The 22,440-nt window shown below is 60.0% G+C and carries 25 protein-coding genes; 10 read left to right on the top strand and 15 right to left on the bottom strand.

Annotated features, from left to right (window positions below):
• Positions 1-87: 87 nt before the first annotated feature.
• From rio1 to EOW68_RS05640, 6 genes are all read right to left on the bottom strand, one after another.
• A complete protein-coding gene (gene rio1, locus EOW68_RS05615) occupies positions 88-945 on the bottom strand; it encodes a serine/threonine-protein kinase Rio1 (RefSeq protein ID WP_128224175.1) in 858 nt (285 codons plus the stop codon).
• Positions 946-988: 43 nt separating this feature from the next.
• Positions 989-1,708, bottom strand: a complete 720-nt coding sequence (locus EOW68_RS05620) for a universal stress protein (protein ID WP_128224176.1) — start codon at positions 1,706-1,708, stop codon at positions 989-991.
• Complete coding sequence (locus EOW68_RS05625; protein ID WP_128224177.1) at positions 1,708-3,120, bottom strand: APC family permease; 1,413 nt, start codon at positions 3,118-3,120, stop codon at positions 1,708-1,710. Before EOW68_RS05625 ends, EOW68_RS05620 begins: the two co-directional genes overlap by 1 nt.
• A gap of 139 nt (positions 3,121-3,259) precedes the next feature.
• Complete coding sequence (locus EOW68_RS05630; RefSeq protein WP_128224178.1) at positions 3,260-3,883, bottom strand: diacylglycerol/polyprenol kinase family protein; 624 nt, start codon at positions 3,881-3,883, stop codon at positions 3,260-3,262.
• A gap of 29 nt (positions 3,884-3,912) precedes the next feature.
• A complete protein-coding gene (gene glyS, locus EOW68_RS05635; RefSeq protein WP_128224179.1) occupies positions 3,913-5,655 on the bottom strand; it encodes a glycine--tRNA ligase in 1,743 nt (580 codons plus the stop codon).
• Positions 5,652-6,503, bottom strand: coding sequence for a CBS domain-containing protein (locus EOW68_RS05640; protein ID WP_128224180.1), 852 nt, complete (start codon positions 6,501-6,503; stop codon positions 5,652-5,654). The genes glyS and EOW68_RS05640 overlap by 4 nt, the downstream gene beginning before the upstream one ends.
• A gap of 229 nt (positions 6,504-6,732) precedes the next feature.
• Between EOW68_RS05640 and EOW68_RS18505 the strand changes: the two genes are divergently transcribed.
• Complete coding sequence (locus tag EOW68_RS18505) at positions 6,733-6,900, top strand: DUF7556 family protein (RefSeq protein WP_431358763.1); 168 nt, start codon at positions 6,733-6,735, stop codon at positions 6,898-6,900.
• Between the two features lie 182 nt (positions 6,901-7,082).
• On the top strand, positions 7,083-8,690 hold the full coding sequence (gene serA / locus EOW68_RS05645; RefSeq protein ID WP_128224181.1) for a phosphoglycerate dehydrogenase: 1,608 nt from the start codon (positions 7,083-7,085) through the stop codon (positions 8,688-8,690).
• A 37-nt stretch (positions 8,691-8,727) separates the two neighbouring features.
• On the opposite strand, the gene EOW68_RS05650 is transcribed toward serA, so the two are convergent.
• The 3 genes from EOW68_RS05650 to EOW68_RS05660 form a co-directional block, all read right to left on the bottom strand.
• Positions 8,728-10,644: an outer membrane protein assembly factor BamB family protein gene (locus tag EOW68_RS05650; protein ID WP_128224182.1), complete on the bottom strand. Its 1,917-nt coding sequence runs from the start codon at positions 10,642-10,644 to the stop codon at positions 8,728-8,730.
• Positions 10,645-10,729: 85 nt separating this feature from the next.
• Positions 10,730-11,218, bottom strand: coding sequence for a GNAT family N-acetyltransferase (locus tag EOW68_RS05655; RefSeq protein ID WP_128224183.1), 489 nt, complete (start codon positions 11,216-11,218; stop codon positions 10,730-10,732).
• Positions 11,219-11,291: 73 nt separating this feature from the next.
• Entirely contained in the window at positions 11,292-11,861 is a 570-nt protein-coding gene (locus EOW68_RS05660; RefSeq protein ID WP_128224184.1) for a DUF1684 domain-containing protein, read from the bottom strand.
• A gap of 102 nt (positions 11,862-11,963) precedes the next feature.
• Here EOW68_RS05660 and EOW68_RS05665 point away from each other — a divergent pair, with 102 nt between their 5' ends.
• Together EOW68_RS05665 and EOW68_RS05670 are read left to right on the top strand one after the other, a co-directional pair.
• A complete protein-coding gene (locus tag EOW68_RS05665; RefSeq protein ID WP_128224185.1) occupies positions 11,964-12,389 on the top strand; it encodes a hypothetical protein in 426 nt (141 codons plus the stop codon).
• A gap of 134 nt (positions 12,390-12,523) precedes the next feature.
• Entirely contained in the window at positions 12,524-13,183 is a 660-nt protein-coding gene (locus EOW68_RS05670; protein ID WP_128224186.1) for an alpha/beta hydrolase, read from the top strand.
• Between the two features lie 49 nt (positions 13,184-13,232).
• Here EOW68_RS05670 and EOW68_RS18510 read toward each other — a convergent pair whose 3' ends face one another.
• From EOW68_RS18510 to EOW68_RS05685, 4 genes are all read right to left on the bottom strand, one after another.
• Entirely contained in the window at positions 13,233-13,421 is a 189-nt protein-coding gene (locus EOW68_RS18510) for a DUF7534 family protein (protein ID WP_431358764.1), read from the bottom strand.
• A gap of 87 nt (positions 13,422-13,508) precedes the next feature.
• On the bottom strand, positions 13,509-13,985 hold the full coding sequence (locus tag EOW68_RS05675; RefSeq protein WP_128224187.1) for a DUF5788 family protein: 477 nt from the start codon (positions 13,983-13,985) through the stop codon (positions 13,509-13,511).
• 51 nt (positions 13,986-14,036) lie between these two features.
• Entirely contained in the window at positions 14,037-14,234 is a 198-nt protein-coding gene (locus EOW68_RS05680; protein WP_128224188.1) for a DUF8106 domain-containing protein, read from the bottom strand.
• Between the two features lie 94 nt (positions 14,235-14,328).
• A complete protein-coding gene (locus EOW68_RS05685) occupies positions 14,329-14,739 on the bottom strand; it encodes an archease (RefSeq protein WP_128224189.1) in 411 nt (136 codons plus the stop codon).
• 124 nt (positions 14,740-14,863) lie between these two features.
• On the opposite strand from EOW68_RS05685, the gene EOW68_RS05690 reads away from it, so the two are divergent.
• The 5 genes from EOW68_RS05690 (at position 14,864) to pstB (ending at position 19,547) form a co-directional block, all read left to right on the top strand.
• Positions 14,864-15,346 carry a GNAT family N-acetyltransferase gene (locus tag EOW68_RS05690; protein WP_128224190.1) on the top strand — a complete coding sequence of 161 codons (483 nt, stop codon included), beginning with the start codon at positions 14,864-14,866 and terminating at the stop codon, positions 15,344-15,346.
• A gap of 126 nt (positions 15,347-15,472) precedes the next feature.
• Entirely contained in the window at positions 15,473-16,648 is a 1,176-nt protein-coding gene (gene priS, locus EOW68_RS05695) for a DNA primase small subunit PriS (RefSeq protein WP_128224191.1), read from the top strand.
• Positions 16,649-16,661: 13 nt separating this feature from the next.
• The gene (locus tag EOW68_RS05700) at positions 16,662-17,648 is read left to right on the top strand and encodes a DNA replication complex subunit Gins51 (protein ID WP_128224192.1); all 987 of its coding nucleotides are present in this window, start codon (positions 16,662-16,664) and stop codon (positions 17,646-17,648) included.
• A 53-nt stretch (positions 17,649-17,701) separates the two neighbouring features.
• Positions 17,702-18,355, top strand: coding sequence for a phosphate ABC transporter permease (locus EOW68_RS05705; protein ID WP_431358765.1), 654 nt, complete (start codon positions 17,702-17,704; stop codon positions 18,353-18,355).
• A 352-nt stretch (positions 18,356-18,707) separates the two neighbouring features.
• The gene (gene pstB / locus EOW68_RS05710) at positions 18,708-19,547 is read left to right on the top strand and encodes a phosphate ABC transporter ATP-binding protein PstB (protein ID WP_128224194.1); all 840 of its coding nucleotides are present in this window, start codon (positions 18,708-18,710) and stop codon (positions 19,545-19,547) included.
• A gap of 235 nt (positions 19,548-19,782) precedes the next feature.
• Here the strand turns inward: pstB and EOW68_RS05715 are convergent, their stop codons facing one another.
• Positions 19,783-20,061, bottom strand: coding sequence for a YgaP family membrane protein (locus tag EOW68_RS05715; protein ID WP_128224195.1), 279 nt, complete (start codon positions 20,059-20,061; stop codon positions 19,783-19,785).
• Positions 20,062-20,341: 280 nt separating this feature from the next.
• Between EOW68_RS05715 and EOW68_RS18515 the strand changes: the two genes are divergently transcribed.
• Positions 20,342-21,187, top strand: a complete 846-nt coding sequence (locus EOW68_RS18515; protein WP_431358766.1) for a hypothetical protein — start codon at positions 20,342-20,344, stop codon at positions 21,185-21,187.
• Positions 21,188-21,518: 331 nt separating this feature from the next.
• Here the strand turns inward: EOW68_RS18515 and EOW68_RS05725 are convergent, their stop codons facing one another.
• Entirely contained in the window at positions 21,519-22,334 is an 816-nt protein-coding gene (locus EOW68_RS05725; RefSeq protein WP_128224196.1) for an IS5 family transposase, read from the bottom strand.
• Positions 22,335-22,440 lie beyond the last annotated feature (106 nt).

Raw genomic sequence — 22,440 nt, forward strand, 5'->3', positions numbered from 1 at the left:
CGTAGCTCGTGAATGGTTCCGTCTCTATTATCGGAGGTGACGGTGAGATGATAGCTGTGAGTTTACTCGGCCCTCTCGTAACGGGAACTACTCGGTCGGGTTGGCGTGTTCACGGATGTAGGCCAGCAGTTGGTCGCCGTCGACATCGACACCCTGCCGGGCGAAGAAGTTCGCGACGTTCTCACAGTCACGTTCGAGGAAGTCGTCGCTGTTGGGGTGGTGGACCGTGACCGCCTGGCCCACGTCGATGATGTACAGCTGTGACTCGTGGACGATGATGTTGTACTCGGAGAGGTCGCCGTGGACGATGCCGGCGTCGTAGAGCCGATACATATACTCCCGGACGACCTCGAATGCCGTCCGTGGGTTCTCGATGTGGACCTCGGTGAGTCGTTTCGCACGCCCCGTCTCGGTGCCGAGATACTCCATGACGAGGACGTTTCGCTCGACTGCGATCGGTTCCGGGACCCGGACCCCGGCTGCTCGCGCGCGTTTGAGATTGGCGAACTCCTTGCGGACCCACGCCATCACGACTGCCTTCTTGTTGCCCGCGATCTCCTCGAACCGCGGATCGCCCTGGAGATACTCGCCCATCTCCCGGAAATCCGAGGCGTTGATCCGGTAGACCTTGACAGCGACTTCGTGGTCACCGGACAGCGCAGTGTAGACGTTCGCCTCTTTCCCCGTCGAGATCGGTCCCCCGAAGGCGTCGATGTGGCCGTCCTGGACGAGTTTGTACAGTGCGCCGTAGGTCGCGTCGTCGAAGACAGACGCCTCTACTTTGAACTGGTCTGCGTCCTTGATCCGTTCGCGAAACTGGCTGAACTCCCTGTCGCGTTTGCGTGCGATCCGGTCGGCGTCCGTATCCGTGTAGTCGATTTCCTCCCACTCGTCACCCGGCGTCTCTACCTCGTCGGTATCGAGCAGGCCATACTCCTGTTCCATCTACAGAGAGCTAACAGGCGAACACTGAAAAGAATACGTTCTATCAGGTGTCGTTGTCGTCGCTGTCGTCAGCATCGGCCGCTGCAGCGCTCGATCGAACGACGAGCACAGGGCCGACAGAGGCAGCCGCGACACGGTCGGCTTCCTCGCCGAACAGCAGCGACGAAAGTGACGGCGCACGCTCGCCCATGACGACTGCATCGTGGCCGGCGACGGCATCGATGAGTGCATCGAAGGTATTGCCTTCCGCTACTCTGGTCGTCGTCTCGATGCCTGCCGCCGAGAGCTGTTCGGTGGCCGTTGCGAGAGAGTCGTCGCTGGCTACGTCGCCGTCTGCGATGAACAGCGTTACTTCGATCGGTCGGTCGCCGATCAGTTCCACGACGAACTCGACTATCTGTGTGGCGTCTGTATCGCCGGCTAAGGAGACGAGCACATTGTCGACTGGCCCGGTCGTGCCGGTGATCGCGTAGGCGCGAGCGCTCGTTTCGTCTGCGATGCGATCGATCGTCTGCTGTCGGTTCTGCGTGAAGACGAGTCGGTGGTAGGCCTCGCCGCCTGCCGACCGGAACTCCTCGGTCAGGTCGTCGAGTGCTTCGTTCGCCCGGTCTTCGAACTGGGCGCGTGCCTGATCCGGCGGTGTCTGCTCGGGCAAGACGTGATAGCCGAGTACCGTCACGTCCATCGTCGAGAGCAGATTCACCAGCCCCGAGGAGACGGTCCCGCCTTCGAGGATAGCCACGGGCACGAGTACGTGAGTCATTACAGGGCCCCCCTTAGCGTCACGTCGCGAGCGTAATAGAAGTACCACCCGGCTGTGCCAAGCATGATCGCGAGGCCGATGATCTGTGAGAGTCGGTTCATCAGCAAGATGAGCGCGAAACTCGCCACCGCACCCAGAATCGGAACGGCAGGATACCCCGGCACTCGGAACTCGGGATCGTACCACTCGGGTTCGTCCCGCCGGAGCGCGATCAGTGCCACGCACATCAGCGCGTACATGATGAGGTGGAGAAAGGAGGCGACCTCGGCGAGAATCTCGACCTGCCCGGTCGCGGTCAGCAGGAGAATCGGCCCACCCGCCATCCCGAGTGCGACGTGTGGTGTGCCGTACTTGAGATTGATCCGACTCGCCCATCCCGGGAGAATCGCGTCCTTCGAGACGGCGTAGATCGCCCGCGAGGTGGAGAGGATCGACGCGTTCGCACTCGACATCGTGGCGAGCAGTCCGCCGAAGACGATCGCAAACGCACCCGCGGGGCCGAGCAGATCGCGGCCGACCGCAACCATCGCCGTCTCACCCTCCTCGGCGAGTCGTTCCGCGCCGAAGGCACTCGTCGCGACGAGAATCGTCACCACGTACAGCACCGTGACGATCACCACGGAACCAACCATCGCCATCGGGAGCGTGCGCCCGGGATCTTTCATCTCACCGGCGACTGTCGCCACCTGTGCGAAGCCGAGATAGGAGGTGAAAACCAGCGCTGCGACGGTGAAGATGGGAAGCGTGCCCCGGGGTGCGAAGGTTTCGGGGGCGCTCGGCTCACCGACGATTCCGATTGCGTCGAGCAGTCCAAATCCGAGAAAGAAGATGAGAATCGAGAGCAGGAGTGCAACGACCCCGTTCTGGAGTTTCGCCGCATTTTCGGTCCCGGTGACATTCAGGAGCGTGAATCCAGCGCCGACGGCAACCGCGACAGGGATGACCAGCCACTCGCCGATCGCGATGCCGGCAACGCCGAGCGCATCGACCGCGTAGTAGCCGAAGCCGACGAGATAGAACGCGGTCGCGAAGACGAGGCCGAACCACAGGGAGAGTCCGACGACGGCACCGGGGAGTGTGCCGAGGCCGCGGGAGATGAAGTAGTAACCGCCACCACTTTTTGGCATCGCGGTCGCGAGTTCGGAGGTCGGCAGGGCGACGAGCAGTGCGACGACGCCACCGATCGCGAAGGAGAGGGCCGCCGCGGGGCCGGCCTCGCCGGCAGCCAGCCCCGGGAAGACGAAGATTCCGGCGCCGATCATCGTCCCGATCCCGATCGCGAGACCGCCGCTGAGGCCGATCGTTCGCTCGAGTTCGGCGGTTTTGGTGACCGTCGCATCGTCAGTCTCGACTGTCTGCTCGATGTCGGGTCTCTCGCCCTCGATGTTCTGACCGAGTTCCTCGGAGGCCATATGGTTGCCTCAGCCGGGGGACACTTGCCTGTTTGGCCGTGGTAGGACGGTCGTAGACCGAAAGTGAGAATTCGAGTTAAAAGCACCCGATCGTTCCAGAAATTCCGCCCCCGGCAAAATATACGCCGAACTCGGAGAGTCAGAGAAACACACTCAACTCGATCCCGAGTTGCATCGCTGCCGCGCTGACAGTCGGAATCGTCAGGTTATCGTCGATGATGTAGCCTCTGATCCGCGGTTTGAGGCCGTCGGCGAGCATCGCGCCCAGCCCACCGAGAACGACCGCCAGGGGCGTATCGTAGAGAAACGCAGCGGCGATTGCCGACGAGGCGAGAAACATCGTCACCAGGGCGCGGGGTCGTTTGACCAGCCGGAGTTCCCCCGAACTCGCGATCCCACTCAACGGATCGGCGACCGCGAGCATGAAGATCGCGGGGATGGCGACGTCGGGCTGGAAGAGCACCGTGACGACCACCGCCGAGAGCATGTAGAGCAGATAGCCCGCGGGGTTGTCCTCCTCGTACTCCCGGGTCAGATGCCGGTGGACCCACAGTTCGAGCCCGCCGTACAGTCGGAGCCACTCGAGGGCCAGGGCGACGACAGCCCCGACGACGAAGAGAATCGTGACCTGTATCCACGTGATCAGCCCCAGAATGTAGAGAGCAGGAATGACCGCGCCGCTGGAGTGGACGAGTCGGCGACCGACCTCGCCTTTGAGCCACTGGAGCGTGCGGCGGACCACGGGAGTCGAAGGTGTTGCCATTAGCTATCTGAGATGCTTTGCCGGTGGGATTAAAACTCGTCGAATGTCGCATCACCGTCGCGCAGTGCCGACAGTGTCCCGGGCAGTTCGTCGATCGGGAGCCGTTTCTGTGCCGTCGTATCCCGCTCTCGCACCGTCACAGTCTCCTCCTCGAGGCTGTCGTAGTCGATTGTGACACAGAACGGCGTGCCGACCTCGTCCTGGCGGCGGTACCGACGGCCGATCGCGCCGGAGTCGTCGTAGGTCACTTCGAGACCTGCCTCTCGAAGCTGGTTTGCCACCTCCTTTGCGCGCTCGGCGAGACCGTCCTTGTCCATCAGCGGGAAGACACCTACCGTCGTCGGGGCCGCTTCCGGAGGCAAGGAGAGGTACGTGCGCTCCTCGCCGTCGACTTCGTCGGTCTCGTAAGCGTGAGCCAGCACGGTGTACACCATCCGACCAACACCGAAGGACGGCTCGACGACGTGAGGCGTGATGTGCTCGCCGGATTCGGTCACCTCCTCGATTTCGAAGCCGGTCTTCTCGACGGGAATCGTGTACGCCTCGCCGTCAGCTTCGACCGTGACCTCGTCGCCCTCGAACGCATCGGGATCGCTCGCGGCGAGTCGTTCGAGTTCGGTCACAATCTCGCCCGCGGCCGAGCCGAACTCCGGCCCGAGATAGCCCATGTCGGGGTCGACCGTCGGTTTCTCGACCGTAACCGGTTCGTCGTACTGTTTGAACACCGAGTACTCCTCGCCGGAGTATTGCTCGTGTTTGACGAGGTCGTAATCACCACGGTAGGCGAAGCCGGTGATCTCGATCCAGTCGCCGTCGATCTCGGATTCGGCGTCCCAGCAGTCGGAGGCGTAGTGGGCGAGTTCGCCCGGGAGATGCTGGCGGTACCGGAAGCGGTCCATATCCACGCCGATGCGCTCGTAGTAGGCCTTCGAGATCCCGAGATAGAAAGCGATCCAGTCGCTCTGGATGATGCCTTCTTCGACTGCCTCGGCAACTGTGATCTCCTGGACACCACCGTCGTCTGCGTCCTGCTGTTCGGCCGAGTACAGCGGGAGCACGACGTCTTCGACCCGCCAGAGTGGCGGTTCGTCCGTCTCGGGATCGATGAAGTGTTCGAGTTCAGCCTGCGTGAACTCGCGGACGCGCACGAGGGCTTTCCGCGGCGAGATCTCGTTGCGGTAGGCACGGCCGATCTGTGCCACACCGAAAGGAAGCTGATTGCGCGCGTACTCTGCGAGCTGTGGGAATTCGACGAAGATGCCCTGGGCGGTCTCCGGCCGGAGATAGCCCGGATCGGAGCTGCCGGGGCCGATGTTCGTCTCGAACATGAGGTTGAACTCCTCGACTGGCTCCCCCGCGAGCTCCCACCCGCAGGTCGGGCAGGTGATGTCGTGATCCTCGAACAGGCCCTCGACGTCAGGGATCGGGAGTGCTTCGGCGTCTTCGACAGTCGAGTCCGGATCGTCTTCGACGAGATGGTCCGCACGGTGACTCTCGCCACACTCCGGACACTCGATGATCATGTCGTCGAAGCCGTCGAGGTGGCCGGAAGCCTCGAATACCTCTTCTTGCATGATCGTCGGCGCGCTGATCTCCATGTTGCCCTCGCGGGTGACGTAGCGATCGCGCCAGGCCGATTCGATGTTGGCTTTCAGCGCGGCACCCTCGGGGCCGTAGGTGTAAAAGCCAGCCACACCGCCGTAGGAGCCGGCCGTCTGGATGAAAAAGCCGCGACGCTTGGCCAGCTCTGTGAGTCTGTCACCCTCGCTCATGCGAAAGCCTCCAGCAGATCTATATCCTGAACGATGCCCGAGAGATTGCCACCGCTGACCAGCGGGAGCTGTTCGATATCGTGCTCGATCAGAAGCTGTGCAACCTCCGTGATCGGGCGCTGTTTGCTGACCGTGAGCAGATCAGCAGTCATGAACTCCGAAACTGGCTCCGCCGGAATCTCGACGTTACGCGTGGGCATGTATCTGTTTCCGACGGCCTTGATCCCCTCCCAGGCCCACTCGTCGTCCTGGTTCGCGATCGACTCGCCGGTGTCTTCCTCACCCTCGACGACCCTGGCGACATCGATGATGTCCACTTCGGTCAGCATCCCCGTCAGATCGCCGTGCTCGTCGAGGACGACCGCGTACGGGACCTGTGCAAAGGCCAGCTCACGCTCTGCAACCGGCAGTGGCGTCTCACTGTAGACACAGTTGACCTCCTCGCCTGCGACGTCCTCCGCTGTTATAGACTCGCCAGCCTCGCCCCGTGCTATTGCCCGGACGATATCTGTCAGGGTGAGAATTCCTTTGAGTTGGTCGCCGTCGACGACGGGAATCCGGCGTTCCCCCCGTTCCCACATGAGTTTTGCAACCTCGGTCACAGTAGTGCCGGTCGTCGTCGTCGACACCTCCTCGGCGAGAAGCGCGAGCTGATCCTCGTTGGGTCGGTCGATCAGCACGCTCCGTGTAATAATCCCGCGGTAGATCTCTTCGCCATCTGTTTGCTTGACTGCCGGAACAGACGAGAACTTGCGGTCCTGCAGATACTCCAGGACGTCATCACGGGTACCAGGAATTTCGACCGTAACGACGTCTTCACGCGGTGTCATAACGTCTTCGACGTTCATGTTGCCACGTACTCCACGCCCCACCCACTAAGACCTTACACATTTCGGGGTACGGATCGAGCTGCCCACACTGACACACACTCCGGCCATCGACGGCGAAAATTCGAACGAACTATCGATAAATACGCTATCATTCACGGTACGATGCCAGATAGAATCCCATTCTTGTTGCCGGATCGTCACTATTGAATCCGACACTCTTATATTCCGTTGTTACATGTTCACACACATGGAGTCGGATACTGTCGCCCAGACGGAGGAACAACAGGGTTCAGAAGTGATGGCAGCCGTCGAAAACGGACCACGAGACGAGTTCGTTCTCGCCGATATAACCACAGACGACGCCTACATCACAATGCCCCTCGACGAGGCCGCGTCACTCCCAGCCTGGCGGTAGGTCCGGTTTTCACCCGGTTTTTGTGTTCCATCGGTCTCAGAGCGGTTAGCATCGGCGGACAGCGAGCCGTTGGAGTATCTGTCGTCGATACTGTCTGAGAATAACACACATGTGCAATCTCTCCGATAGATTCTCGCGCGGAGAAAACAAATGTTATCTCTACCCCACGGTTTGTGTCGCGCATGAAGGTACTGGTCACCGACCCGATCGCGAATGCGGGTATCGAGCGGTTACAGGAGCAGGGCCACGACGTACAGAAGGCCTACGATCTCACACAGGAGGAGCTCCTGGAGGTAATTTCGGACGCGAACGCGTTGATCGTCCGCTCCGGAACCGAGGTTACGCGGGAGGTTTTCGAAGCGGCAAACGATCTCATTATCGTCGGGCGCGCGGGCATCGGTGTCGACAACATCGACATCGAGGCTGCGACGGACAACGGCGTCATCGTCGCCAACGCACCCGAGGGGAACGTCCGCGCCGCCGCCGAGCACACGGTCGCGATGACGTTCGCGACAGCCCGATCGATCCCGCAGGCCCACGAACTGCTCTCTGACGGCGAGTGGGCGAAAGGTGATTTCACGGGAACAGAGGTCAACGACAAGACACTCGGTATCGTCGGCTTCGGCCGCGTCGGCCAGGAAGTCGCGAAACGCCTCGGCAACCTCGGGATGGATCTGCTCGTCTACGATCCGTACATCAGCGAGGAGCGGGCCGACCAGCTCGGTGCCGAACTCGTCGACGACCTCGACACCTGCCTGCGCGAGGCGGACTTCCTCACGATCCACACGCCGCTGACCGACGAAACCGAGAACATGATCGGTGGCGAGGAGCTCGCCCAGCTCGAAGGCGGCTACGTCATCAACTGCGCACGCGGTGGGATCGTCGACGAAGAAGCACTCGCCAAAGCTGTCGACGATGGCATCCTCAAAGGGGCCGCAGTCGACGTCTTCGCACAGGAACCAGTCTCGCGGGACAACCCACTGCTGTGGGTCGAGGACATCATCGTCACCCCACACCTCGGCGCGTCGACGGAAGCCGCACAGGAGAACGTCGCGACCTCGACGGCCGACCAGATCGTCGCCGCGTTCAACGACGAGCCGGTGATGAACGCCCTCAACGCACCCTCCGTCGACGAGAGCTCGTTCCCGAAAATCGAGCCGTACATCGACCTCGCGGATACGGCCGGCAAGATCGCAGTCCAGCTGTTCGACGACCGTGTGGAGTTCGTCGAAGTGGAGTACAACGGCGATATCGCCGACGAGGACGTCGATCTCGTCACGGCGAGCGCGCTGAAAGGCGTCTTCGAACCGCTCGAATGGCAGGTCAACGCCGTCAACGCACCACGCGTCGCAGAGCAGCGCGGCATCGACGTGACGGAGTCGAAATCCAAGCAGACCGGTGACTTCCGGTCGCGGGTAACGGTCACAGTCGGCAACGAAGAAGAGAGTGTCAGTGTCTGTGGGACGCAGTTCGCGGGCGACGATCCGCGGATCATCAGTGTCGACGGCTTCCGCGTCGACGCCATTCCACACGGCCACATGCTCGTCGCGCGCAACGAGGACTCGCCCGGTGTGATCGGCTTCATTGGCAGCGTGCTCGGCGACGCGGACGTCAACATCGCGGGGATGTTCAACGGCCGTGAGACGATCGGTGGCGAAGCACTCTCCGTCTACAACCTGGACGACCCGGTCTCCGACGAGGTACTGGAGACGATCAACAACGACGAGCGAATTATCGACACGAAGTATATCTCGCTCAACGGCAAGAACACGGGCAGCCGAGAGCAGTAACCGAACTGCGAGCAGTCCGGAACGGGAAGACCTGAGATCAGGCGTCGACAGATTCGATACTGATCGTCGGTTTCTCTTCCAGTTTTGCGACCGCGTCGTCGGGACAGTCCTGTCGACCCACCATCGTCCTGAGCGTTTCACCTGGTCCGAGTGTCGTCTCGAAGACCAGTTCCGAGTCGTCGATCGTCCAGCCCTCGTTGAGCGGCTGTTCGGAGAGATTCTCCGCGGCCAGATCGGCATCGACGAACGGTTCGGTGATGCGAACTCTGGCGGGGTCACTCCGCGCGGACTCGATCTCGAAGGCGGTCACCGGTGAATCGAGCGTGTCGTCGAGGTATTTCGAGATAATGACGTCCTGGGTCGCCGTCTTGTCTGCCAGCTCCGCCCGCTTGATGACGTCACCGACGACGACCTCCCAGACCCCGGACTGAGTTCGGTCGTCGTAGCCGGGTGGTGACTCTTCTTCATCCTCGTAGAGTCGCTCGACGGGTGCCTCGTCGACGGCGTATTTTTCGGGCAGCCCCGAACGGATGACCGCGTAGGCGATACCGGCGACCAGCGTGGCGAACCCACCGACGAGGGCAGGGATGATCAGGAAGGCGAAGTCACTCTCGTTGCCGCCGGTCTCGAAGGGTGACTCCGAGATGTTCTCTGAATCGTTATCCGCCCCGCCCGCACTCCCGGACGAGATGTCGCCACCTTCACCGAGTGCGTACAGTATCGACGACTCCGTCGAATCGACAGTCGGGATGTAGACAACTCCGTTGGCAACGGCCGGCGACGCGAACTGGGATCCCGCTGTCTCGAACGACCACAGTTCCTCTCCGTCAGTGGTGAGTCCGTAGGCGACGTTGTTCCGAGAGGTAACGTACACTGTGCCATCAACCACAGCCGGCGAGGAGGCAATCTCTCGCGTACCAGTACTGAATCGCCACTCCTGGCTCCCTGTCTCGGCGTTCACTGCGTAGACGAGTCCGTTCCGACTTCCGACGTAGATCCGGCCGTCGGCGACTGCTGGCGAGCCGACGACCCTGCCACGGGCGTTGAAACGACCCCGTGGTGACCCGGTTGCGGCTTCGATGTTGTACAAGAGGCCGCCTTGCGGATCGCCATCGACTCCGGTGCCGACAAACACCGAGCCATCGGCGATCGTCGGGGTCGATGTCACCGGCCCCCGCAGTTCCCGGGACCACACTTCGTCGCCGGAAGAGACCTCGAGCGCGAAGAGAGACGCATTCTCGGCCGCGCTGCTATCAGTACCGAAGACGACCAGCTCTTTCGGTCCATCTTCAGTCTCGACGGAGCCGACTGCGGCCCCCGAACTGATCGCTCGATTGTCTTCCTCACCGGTATCGAACGACCAGCGTTCTGTGATGCTCTCGTCGTCCTGGCTGATATCGATCGCAAAAAACCCGCCGCCGGTACTCCCGACGTACACTGTCCCGTCGGCGACAGCAGGTGGGGTATCGATCCGGCCGTCGGTGCCGAACCGCCACAGTTCCTCGCCAGCCGCTGTGTCGACGGCGTGGAGTGTCCCGGAGTCGTCACCCACGTAGAGCGTGCCGTCGACGATGGCCGGAACAGATCCGATCGAACTGCCGAGGTCGACCGGCCAGCCGTCGACACTGTCACCAGAGACCGGATCGAACGCGTAGATCTGGCCGTTCTGGCTGGGCAGGTAGACGACACCGTCGGCGACGACCGGCTGGACTGTTGTTCGGCCGCCAGCGCTGGCAACCCACTGCCCGCCGACGTTCTCGACCGGGCCGGTTCCGTCGGGGTTGTGACCCGTGTTCGCGGCGTCGAAGGCGAACTCCGGCCACGACTGGGCTGTCTGCATCGCACCCGCTGATCGGGGACCTGATTCTCCCGTCGCACGGCCAGAAAGGGCACCGATTGCCGGTAGTGTGGCAACCGTGCCGAGAAACTCACGTCTGGTCGATCCGGATCGCATTGGGTGGTCCTAGAACAGGAGTGTATAAAACGCCGTTCTCTTGGATCGACGGGATCACTGCCGGCGATATCACGATCCGGACCGCTCAGGATGAATCGAACAGCTTGCGCATGACCGCAAACTTCAGGTCGACCCCGTTTATCTCCCGTACTTTGCGGTCGATATCTCGGTAGCCGAGTGTTTCGTAGAACTCCTTCGCGTTCAGCGAGGAGACGAGCTGTAGCTCGGACAGCCCCGTGATCCGTGCACGGGATTCAAACTGGCGGACCAGCGAGGAGCCGATTCCCTCCCCGTGGTACTCTGGGTGGACGAACACCGCGTCGATCCGGTTTTCCGCCGTGTTGAGGACACCGTAGCCGGCAGTCGCCGGGCCGGATTCGACCAGGAGGATCTCGAAGCGGTTGCTCTCGATCGCCCGGCCGAACTCTTCGACCAGTTCGTCGTCGGGCCGCCACGCATCGAGCTGTCTGGCCGTGTACTCGTCGCTGTCGATCGCACTGATCGCGACCTGCTTGACCGTCAGGATCGCTCCGGCGTCACCGACCTTGGCCGCTCGATACGTGAACTCACCCATCTGCCCGGCCCTACAGGCTGTGTCGGTATAGAACTTCCAGTTTCCGGCACTCGGTTGTCTCTGATCGACAGTTTCAAAACGGCGGGGATCGCTCCCCGGCCTCGATTGTCGTCTCCAGCCAGTTTTCCTCGGGTGGGAGCGGGCAGGAGAAGGTTTCGCTGTAGGCACAGAACGGGGAGTACGCGAGGTTGAAATCCAGCACGATGCTGTCCCCGTCCTGGAGTTCCCGTTCGAGTTCCAGATCCATGTACCGGCCGTCCTTGTAGCTTTGCTGGCCGGTGGTCTTGTCGCGGAACGGGACGAAAATCGAGTCGTCCTCGGCCTGTCTGTAGCCGTGCAGATCGTACTGTTCGCCGTCGAGTTCGAACGTGAATCTGAACACACGGTTGTAGCTGACAGTCCGTCCGTCGGAGGTTTCGAGTTCGACAGTCTCGGGTTCGTCGAAGACGTGGACTGTGGCCGCGACACGGTACTCCGGATCTGGATCAAAATAGGCCAGCCCATCGAACTCGTCGCGGTGGTCCGGCGGGATCGGTGACTGGCGGTGTTCGTTCAGAAACTCGTCTTTTTCGGCACGGTTTTGCTGTAACTCCTCGGTCCACTCGTCGCCGACATCGACTGTCGGCTCCTGCTTGTCGCTCATAACTACCGTTCGGCAGCCACAGGCATCAATCCGGCGGCTTTCGTGTCTCGCCGTTGGGGGGTCGGCCAGCATTTAAATACGGGCACAGAGGAGAGACCACGTATGAGTATCGCTGCGAAGCTCCGGGATGTTATCTTCTTTACGACGCTGTATATCCTGCTTTCGTTCGTTCCGTTCGTCGCTCTCAATCGGGAAATTATCGACGCTGTCCGTGATCGGATCGCACCACTCGATATCGTGACGCTCGCGACCATTGGCACCGGGATCTTTCTGATCATCACCGTACTTTTGCTGGCCGAGGAAGGTGTCGACCGGTACAACCAGTTTCTCTTCGCGCCGACTGATCTGCTCTCTGTCGTCATCGAACTCTCCTTTCTGCTTGCAGCAGTCTCGTGGTGGGTCGTCCCCGAACTGACGAGCCGGTACCAGGAGGGGATCACGCTCGATACGCTCTTGCTGGTGATACTGCTCTGTCAGCTTCCGATGTTGCTCTTTCTCTCACTGATGACGGCAGTTGGCAAAGCGTAATCAGCAGGTGCAGTCAGGTACTCCGCGTGGTAACAGAATGTTATCAACTTGTCCCGAAAACGCTCGAGCGTTTATATTTCTGGGGCAAGTGAATAGCGTATGGACCGTCCACGGTGCGACGGTGACCAGTAATCATGCACAATCCACACGCAAATCAGGACGCGCCACACCAGGACCAGCCACTCGAAATGGCCGGGACGGAACTCGGCGACGCGACGGCAGCGACGATTCTCGTCCACGGGCGCGGAGCGAGCGCACGGAGCATCCTCCAGATGGGCGGGCAGTTCCACCAGCAGGGACTCGCCTTGCTCGCACCTCAGGCACTCGGCAGCACGTGGTATCCGAACCCCTTCACTGCTCCCGTCGAATCGAACGAACCCGGCCGAACGTCGGGACTGCAGGCGATCGAGGACGCGATCGAGCGGGTGAACGAAGCAGGGATCTCGACCGACCGGATCATGCTACTTGGCTTCTCCCAGGGTGCCTGTCTCGCGAGCGAGTTCGTCACCCGAACACCCAGACGGTACGGTGGACTCGTTGCACTGAGCGGTGGACTGATCGGCGAAACGATCGACACGGACGAGTACGAGGGCGATCTCGAGGCGACGCCGGCATTCCTCGGCTGCAGCAACGTCGATCCACACATCCCCGAACAGCGCGTCCACGAGACGGCCACTGTCCTCGAAACGCTGAATGCAGACGTCGAGACACGGATCTACGACGGAATGGGCCACACTGTCAACCAGGACGAGCTAGAGTACATCTCCGGGATGGTAGCGGAACTGCTAGAGTGACATTTTGGATCGATAGTCGGGCTAACGGCAGTTGATCCCGCCTACGGGATCAGGTCCACTCGAACCCTATACCGTAGACGAGATAGTAAGACCCGACCAGAACGACAGGCAGGGCCGCCAGCCAGGCGACGGACTGTATGAACGGATCTGGTGGTGTGAACGCTGCGCTCAGAATCAGCGCGCCAATCGCAAAAATGCCCAGAGATAATACAAACTGTCTGAACTTTTTGGATATCATATGTATGGCAAAGAACAGGACCCGTGTTCATTCTTTATATTCGGCGCCTCGGTATTCGGCATCCACAGATCAGCGTCTCGATCGAAGTTACCGCCCGCGGCCCCGTGAGACGCCGTGGCCACTGTCGTCGTCGGAGTGACCCAGTGCTTTGCGGAGGAACTTCATCCACCGTTTTCGGTCTGCAGTCTCCTGTGCTCTGGCCTCGCCTTCGAGATCGACCGGTCCGAGGGATTCGAGTTCGTTGAGCGCGCGGTCGATCCCGATGATCGACTCTGCGAGGTGTTTGCCCGCTGCCAGCGTTATCTCGTCGTCTTCGATCCGCTGTTTGCGCTGGAGGCGTTCCCGGCGGAGATTCTTCTTCGCGCGGTCCACACGCTCACGTTCGCCGGCGGGGATCGTGTCGCGGCGTCGAATCTCGAAGACGAACTGCTGGAGATCGATCTCCTCACCCTGGATACTGATTTCGTCAGGGATCGAGGCACCGACGGTGGCACCCTCGCGCTGGATCCGTTCGAGCAGTTGTTTGCGCTCGAACTCCCTGACGGGTCTATCGTCGTCACTCACATCGCTCAGTTGGTCGTTCAGTTACTTCGATGCTTCGTTCGAAAATAGCCCCTATCGGACAGTCAACAGATCGTGGCAGTCCGGACAGCGGATCTCGGTGCCGTCGTCGGAAATCCGGACGATCCAGTCGCCATCGGGAGGGCTGGCGTGGTCACAACGGGAGCAGTTGAGAACTGCTTTCCGTCGCTTCTGGACCGGTCGCTCCTCACGACCGCTGCTGACGGGTCCGCAGTTCTTGGTTTGAGTCATCACTTCTTCGTAGGTGCTGAACGGGTAAAGGCCTGTTGGGGATAGGCGGTACTGATGTACATTAGATGGTAATAATTGTCCGATTCGGCGTGGTTCACACGTCGAAGACCACGTAAATCCGCCAGCCGTCGTCTGTTTCCGCGATCGACATCTCCGAGTAGGTGACCGCTTTCAGATCGCGGGCGCTGACCGCCGAGAGCGCAACACCACGGAAGCTGCCGGAGAATCGGAACTGGTCGTCGACTTGTTCGACTGTACCTTCGTTGTCGACGGGGAGGACCGACCGGACGTCGCGTTCGTAGATGAGTTCGTCGAGGTAGTCGAACAGGAGTGCATCGCGGCTTTCGGCAGTCACAGAAATCTCGACGCGGTCGCCGCCCGGCGGCCACTCCTCGCACATCGCGGCTGCCATCCCATCAGCCGCGGCGCTGAACGCGTCGCCGAGGCTCGTTCCGGTCGCCTCGACGGCGACGTCGGCCGTGTGATCGCGGAGCTCGTACCCCATTATCAGATGGTCGGTGCCGGTAGTGCTAATCGGTTGTGTTTGCGCGGGTAGCCCGGCCAGGGTGGCTCCGCGACCACCAGCAACGCAGAGGAATTATTATTCCCCGGTTCCATAGTAGTAGCTGGTGAGCGTCAACATCCAGCGGCAGGTTGTCAACCCTGGCAGCGATACGTACGTCGAGTCTGCCTGGGAGCTAAAAGAGCGGATCCGGGAATCCGACGGTGTGTTGCGCCAGCGGAAGAATTTCTTCACGAACGCGTACACGCGCTCGACGGTGTACCTCTTTGCCGACCGGACGAACAACAAACTCGTCGGCTTCGCAGCGGTCCGGCGGGACGGCTACATCCTGTTTCTCGCTGTCGACGAAACCTACCGCGGAGAGGGGTTCGGCAAGCGACTCGTTGCGAACGTCGCGGAGGATTACGGCTCGGTGACCTGTCACGCGCGGTCGACGAACCGCGAGGCGCTGGATTTCTACCGCGCGCTCGGATTCCGCGTCAAGCGTCGGATCGACAACTACTACGAAGACGGCGGCGACGCCTTCTATCTCCAACTCGGTGAGGACGACAGTATCCGCGATCGCCTCGCGAATCTTCTGTCGCGATAGGCGTGCGAGAGGGGGAATCGTCTGTCGCGATAGGCGTGCGAGAGGGGGTACATGTAGTATCGGGGACTAGCCACCTCACACATCAGGAGCAAAACGCCTATTGTACCACTCCAGCAAGAGGTGAGCGTGCAAGAGCGGACACGAGCGTATCTTCGCGGTCGATTCGGCGACCACTATCGCCGCCAGGAGATTACGCCCCCACCGGACGCAAACGAACGCGAGTGGGGGTACGTCCCCTGGACCGAGGGGCCGGGCGAGAGTTACGTCCGTCACAACGCGCTGATCGATATCGGCAATCTCGAAGATTTTCTCGCGCGCGAGCGCCCGAAACACGTCTACTTCTCCGCCGGCCGGTACGACGACCCCGGCGCGAAGACGATGCAGCAGAAAGGCTGGCGGCGATCCGATCTCATCTTCGATCTAGATGCAGATCACCTCCCGTCGACGACACCCGACGATAGCTACAAGGAGATGCTCGCAGCCTGCAAAGACGCCCTCTTCAGGCTGCTCGACTTCCTGGAAGAGGACTTCGGCTTCGAAGAACTCGAAGTCGTCTTCTCGGGGAGTCGCGGATATCACGTCCACGTCCGCGACGAGGGGATCCAGCAGCTCGACCGCGACGCGCGCCGGGAGATCGTCGACTACGTCCGCGGGATCGGTCTAGAGTTCGACGCGCTGACCGACGAGGAGACCGTCGGCGGGACTGTCGGCCGGGAGACACCCGCCGATAACCTCTACTTACCGACAGAGGGCGGGTGGGGGAGTCGGATCCACGAACGCCTGTACTCGATGATGGCCGAGATCCGGGAACTCGACGAGGAGGAAGCACTCGAACGACTCCAGCAGTACGACGGGATCGGAGAGGGGAAAGCGAACGCAGCCTACAACCTCGCACAGAATCGCTTCGTCGAGATCGAGGAGGGGAATCTCTCGGCACACGCCGTCTTCAAACAGCTCGCCGAGGAGTTCACACCTGCAGTCGTCGCCGAGCACAACGCACCGATCGACGAGCCAGTCTCGACGGATACGAACCGGCTGATCCGCCTGCCGGGGAGCCTCCACGGCGGGAGCGGGCTCTCGGTCCAGCGGATTCCACGCGACGCGATCGAGATGTTCGACCCGCTCGTCGACGCCGTCCCAGAGACCTTTCGCAGTCACGAGATCACCGTCGAGATCACCGGGCCGGGAGTGGTCGAACTCGACGGCGATAGTTTTACACTGGAGGAGGGTGTTGATACCGTTCCAGAGTACCTCGGTGTGTTCCTGATGGCCAGGGGGCGTGCCGAGAAGGGTGAAGAATGACCAGAGAGCACAGATGAACCTAGAAGAACTCCAGACCGCGCGCGACCGTGAGCGACAGACCGACAAACTCCAGCAGCTACGGGAGTCGTTTTACTCCGACGCGGGCGAGTTCATCCAGCAGTTGCGCGCCGAGCGCGACCGCGCAGCAGACCGGGCCGACGACCCCTTCGACGCGCCGGAGGTCAACCAGCTCACCGACGAGATCAACACCGCAGAGCAGACAGTGGAGGCGATCTACGAGAAACGGGTCGGGAAGATCGTCAAAGCGGCGTCGTTTGCGGCCGCTGATCTCCCCGCAGAAGCCGACGGGATGACCGCGGAAGAACAGGAGCTGTTCGATACGCTCGTCGACAATATCAAAGGAAACCGCGAGCAGGTCATGGCCACGCTCGCGGGCGAGGAGACGCAACCAGAGCCCGTCGAAGAGGCGACCGAACCCGCAGAGACAGGCGTCTCTGCGGCGGATCTCATGGGTACCGGGGAAGAGACGGCCGAGGCTGTGCCACAGCCGCCAGAACAGTCTCGGGAGCAGCCCGAGCAACCGGCGACTGGTGACCCGTCGCCACCGACGGAGAACACCACCCCACCCGAACCCGAATCACAGGCGCCGACCGGAGGGCAATCCGGTCCAGAAGCGGACGACGGAGCTTCCGAACCGGCGGAGGGAGCCCCCGAAGAGGCCGGGCCACAGGCAACCGAATACGCGCCACCCGCGGCCGGGGAGCGCACGGAGCCAACCGCGAGAGAGCCGGACAGCAAGAGAGATGCTGGGGAGCAGCCGAAAGCGACAGCCCACCAGGGAGAGGCAGTCAGAAACGACGGTGGACAGCCGCCCGGACAGCAAACTGTCGAGCGGCGTACGGTACGCGTAACGGACGACATCGAGACGTTTGTCGGTTCAGACGATCGGGATTACGACCTCAAACAGGAGGATATTGTCATGCTACCGGAGCCAAATGCGACATTACTGATCGAACGCGACGCGGCCGAGCAGCTGTAAGGAATCTCCTTCTCCGACACAAAGCTTTTTCTCTTCCGGTAGAAAGAGCAGTTATGGTGGAGTTACTCGATGTTGGACTCGTGGTAGGAGGATTCATACTGTTGTTTTTCGGTGCTGTCCTCTCCGTGTACGGTGTTGCACTGCTGGGCGCGGTCCTCGGGGGAGGCGGAGGCTACCTGTTCGCTCCGACGATCGGAGCCCAGTTCGGCGTCGAAGGGACGATTGCGACACTCGTCGCGATCCCGGTCGGGATGATCGGAGGTGTGCTGCTCACCTACATGTTGCTCTCCTTTGCAGTTGCAGCGGTGAGTTTCGGCGTCGGAACCTACTTCGGGCTGGTCGCCGTCGCACCAGCCCTCGGATACAGTGGTGGTGCCCTCGCAGCCCTGATCGCGATCGGCGTCGGAATCGCAGCTGCAGTCAGTGGCACCCTGCTCACGAAGACGATGATGGTCGTCATCAGCTCGGCGATGGGTGCGGCACTGGTCTCACGCCAGTTGACGATGGAAGCACTTCGAACCGCCCAGAGAGAGTTCGTCGTCGAACCGCTGATTCTCGAACCGACCGATCCGATCTTCCTCGGCCTGTTCGTGCTCGGTATCCTCTCGCAGTTCGGCCTGTTCAAACTCGGCTGGGTGACCAGTCTCATCGCGCGCCTCCCGGGAGCACGGCAGTTGCGCAACCGGGGCGAGAAAGACACTGCCTGATGATGGTTGCCGTCACTGATTTGTAGCGATCCGGCTGACTACGTTTCGCGTTCCGGAGCGGTCCAGCCCCCCGAAAAAAGTATATAGCGATACATACTCGTATATAGTCTTAATAGAATATTACTTATGCAGATATGCAGTAAAGGGAGTTGATGGCTATTCGTCCATCGTCAAGGACTGGCAGAGCTGGCCCTGAGTGGGTTGCCACAACCATCCGTGGCAGCGCTGGGGCGGCGGCCGGTCGGACAATTTTCGGACAGTATCGACAGTTCGAAGGGACAGTCGCGATGGACAACACTGATTTTTGCCAGATCGTGCGCGGGAGAGGTCCGCAACTAATCCGAGAAAAGCTATGAGTTACAAGGAAGAATCCACACAGACAGAATCAATCACACAACCACGGACAACTGTCGAGGGAGAGACGACGAGCGAGCCGATGGCTGATACGATCCTCGAATCTCGGAATCTGAACGTGTTCTACGGGGAGGATCAGGCACTCCGCGATATCAGTTTCGAGATGCCCGAACAGAAGGTGACAGCACTGATCGGACCCTCCGGCTGTGGCAAATCGACCTTTTTGCGCTGTATCAACCGGATGAACGACCTGATCGACAGCTGTCGTGTCGAAGGCGACCTTCTCCTGCGAAACAAGAACGTCTACGACGACGATGTCGATCCGGTCGCACTCCGCCGGACGGTCGGCATGGTGTTTCAGGAACCGAACCCGTTCCCGAAGAGCATCTACGACAACGTCGCCTACGGCCTGCGCGTCCAGGACAAAGACGACAACCTCGACGAAAAGGTCGAGCAGTCGCTGAAACGGGCAGCGCTCTGGGACGAGGTCAAAGACCAGCTCGATAGCTCTGGACTCGATCTCTCCGGAGGCCAGCAGCAACGCCTCTGTATTGCGCGGGCGATCGCCACGGATCCAGAGGTCATCCTGATGGACGAGCCGGCGTCGGCGCTCGATCCGGTCGCGACCTCCCAGATCGAGGATCTGATCGAGGATCTCGCGCGGGATTACACTGTCGTGGTCGTTACTCACAACATGCAACAGGCGGCCCGGATCTCGGACAAGACAGCTGTCTTCCTGACTGGTGGTGAACTTGTCGAGTACGACGACACGCAGAAGATCTTCGAGAATCCGGAAAACCAGCGTGTCGAGGACTACATCACCGGCAAGTTCGGATAGCGAGGCCCTGCTGAAATTCTCGGGTACTACTCAGCTTTGAAAATCCCGCTGAATACGATGCACGTATCTGTCGGTGGGCCACTATCGGGCCGGTGCGGCAGATCAGTTCCAGACAGTTCCAGATTATCTGACTTTTGCAGTAGTATTGGTTGTAAAGTTGGTATAAATTGGTATACTGTGTGCTGTATTGCCTCTCGCATGCTATTCGCGGGCAACGAGGAGGCATGGATTCGAGTTACTTGATACTGGACCCGGACTCGTCAGTAGACGAGTGCTGTGCTGAACGTTCTTTGTACGTGTTCAGGCCAATGGCAGCGTTGAGTGGGCACTTCCGGGTCGTGGCAGTGACTGTCAGGACTGCCCCGACAAAGACTGCGATTCCTGCGAGCACTAGTCCGAGCGTTCCAGCTGCCAGCGTGAGGAGCCCACCGAGTGCTGCTGCCCCCACAATGATCAGTATCGGTCCGAGGATGAAACGGGCGATACGGTCGTATCCGCCCACGTTGTTTTGCATAGTTGTGTCACCTACGTACAAGTCTATATACGATTCGAGAGGATATAACCGTTTTCAGGTTTGTTGAAACCCTCAATCAGAGACAGTTTCGCAGCCGTGCGGGGTACGGAGTGCATATTCAGGCAGGAAACCGCTAGGTGACGTTTGCCCAAGCGATAATATATAAAAGTAAAAAATTACATACATTTAGTCAAATATACACATATTTGTTTACTATCTATTCTCATTATTTGAGAATCGCACACCAAATTACGCCTGACGGAATGCTAGGTTTACATCTATGACCGATAAAAATCAGACCGAAGGACACTCGCGACGCGACCACCTCAAAGCAATCGGCGGTATTGCGGCGATCAGCATGATGGGTCTCGCGGGGCCTGCGAGTGCTGCGACAGATGACGAAGACGGAGAATATGAGGAAGCAATCGACACTGACGGTGATGTAGAGATCAGCGATGAGGAGGTCTATGGCAGCGTTTATGCCGAGGGTGACGTATACATAACCGACAGTTCAATTTATGGTCGGGTCAAGGCGGAAGGTGAAGTAAAGATCAAATACAGTAAGGTCTATGGCGGCGTTTATACCGAGGGTGACGTATACATAACCAACAGTTCCATTTACGGTCGGGTCAAGGCGGAAGGTGATGTAGAGATCAGCGAGGAGAGTAAGATTGATGGCGGCGTCGAGGCGGAAGGTGATGTAAAAATCAAATACAGTGAGGTCAATGGCGGCGTCAAGGCAGAAGGTTATGTAGAGATCAAATACAGTGAGGTCGATGGCGGCGTTTATGCCGAGGGTGACGTATACATAACCAACAGTTCCATTTACGGTCGGGTCAAGGCAGAAGGTTATGTAGAGATCAAATACAGTGAGGTCGATGGCGGCGTTTATGCCGAGGGTGACGTGATGGTCTTCGGAGAAAGTAAGATTAAGGGATCGATCGAATCCGATGGAGAAATCACAATTAGTGAAGACAGCGAAGTCTCGGGGACGACCGATGCAGATTACGACGATGACGACGATGACGACGATGACGACGATGACGACGATGACGACGATGACGACGACGACGATGACGACGATGACGACGATGACGACGATGACGACGACGATGACGACGAATAATCAGCAGTAGCTCGTTCTTCCGGTCATCTCTTTTGCGGTTGCGGGCTTGCCGGCCTATGAGACGGCCAACTGTTCTATCCGTACGTCTATCGAACCGCTGATTCAACCAGACTATGTTATGCCTTGTTGAACGCAAGACTGCGTCGGGGTGGGGTTGCTGATCGACAATTTCACGGCGCTAAAGACGACTTTTCGACCTCAGAAGATGCGGTAGCTGTCACTCACAGCGATTGCTGATGAGTCAAAACTATGGCATCTTGCTCCGTTGTTTCGGTGACGACGGCGATGACTCTCCCGGATACGTCCGGAGAAAGGGAGCAGGCGGCGAGCCCTAACTTGCCGCCTGCGTTAGGTTATGGATGATGCACTTCCGAGTCAGCTCCCGGAACTGGCCGTGCCAGCTCCGGGAACGCAACTTCTCGCCGTCGTCTTCCTTCAATTGCGAGAAGCCCGTTTCACTCATCCAGCGTTGGTTGTAGTCCTCGTTCATTCGGGCGTTGTGAGCCTTCTGCAACGGCGTTTGTTCCCTGTGTTTAATTAGCGGTCGCGTTGACTCGGAGCGACACTCCTCACGGAGGTCGCTCCACGAGTAGTTTGCGTCAGCAGATAGCACACGCAGGTCTTCCGCGTTCCGGCGGAAGACCTGCATCCCGATGTGGCCGTCCCACGCCTTCTTCGTCGTGAAATGAACGTCCTTGATCGCTAGCGAATGTACGTCGATCAAGATCGTCGTCTTCATCGATTGGAACGAATAGTTCGCGCGGTCGCGGTAGTGGTAGCTGGTTTGATCGCGCTGGAAGCCACTCGCGTCAATCGCAGCTTCACCACTCCAGCCCGCCTGCTCCGCGCTTCGGCGGAGCAGACGGCGGAGTTCACGCATCCGGTACTCTTGTTCCCATCGGCACAGTGAACTGTAGTGCGGTGCCTCGTCAAGGTTGAACACGGCGAGAATACCGGGCATCTCGTTGAGGTAGTCCTCCGTCTCACGGAGACTCTTCTCCAGTTCGACACGGTACAGAATCAATGCGATCTGCACCCACTCGGCGTACCCGTCCGCGCCGTCCGGCGCGGCGGGTACGTCCGGATCACCAACGTGCTGTTTAGCAAGATTTCGACACATCCAGGCAAGCCGTCTGAGCGATGCCATATCGCCAGACGGCGTCCATTTACTGGTTAATCTGACGGAATATTACCGTGAGAGGCTCTGAGGCTGTCGTCAACTAGTGGCAAAACAAGGCACTATGTTAACAGAA

Source organism: Halovenus amylolytica (genome assembly GCA_004015825.1).
In the GTDB taxonomy this organism is placed as follows: Archaea; Halobacteriota; Halobacteria; order Halobacteriales; family Haloarculaceae; genus Halovenus; species Halovenus amylolytica.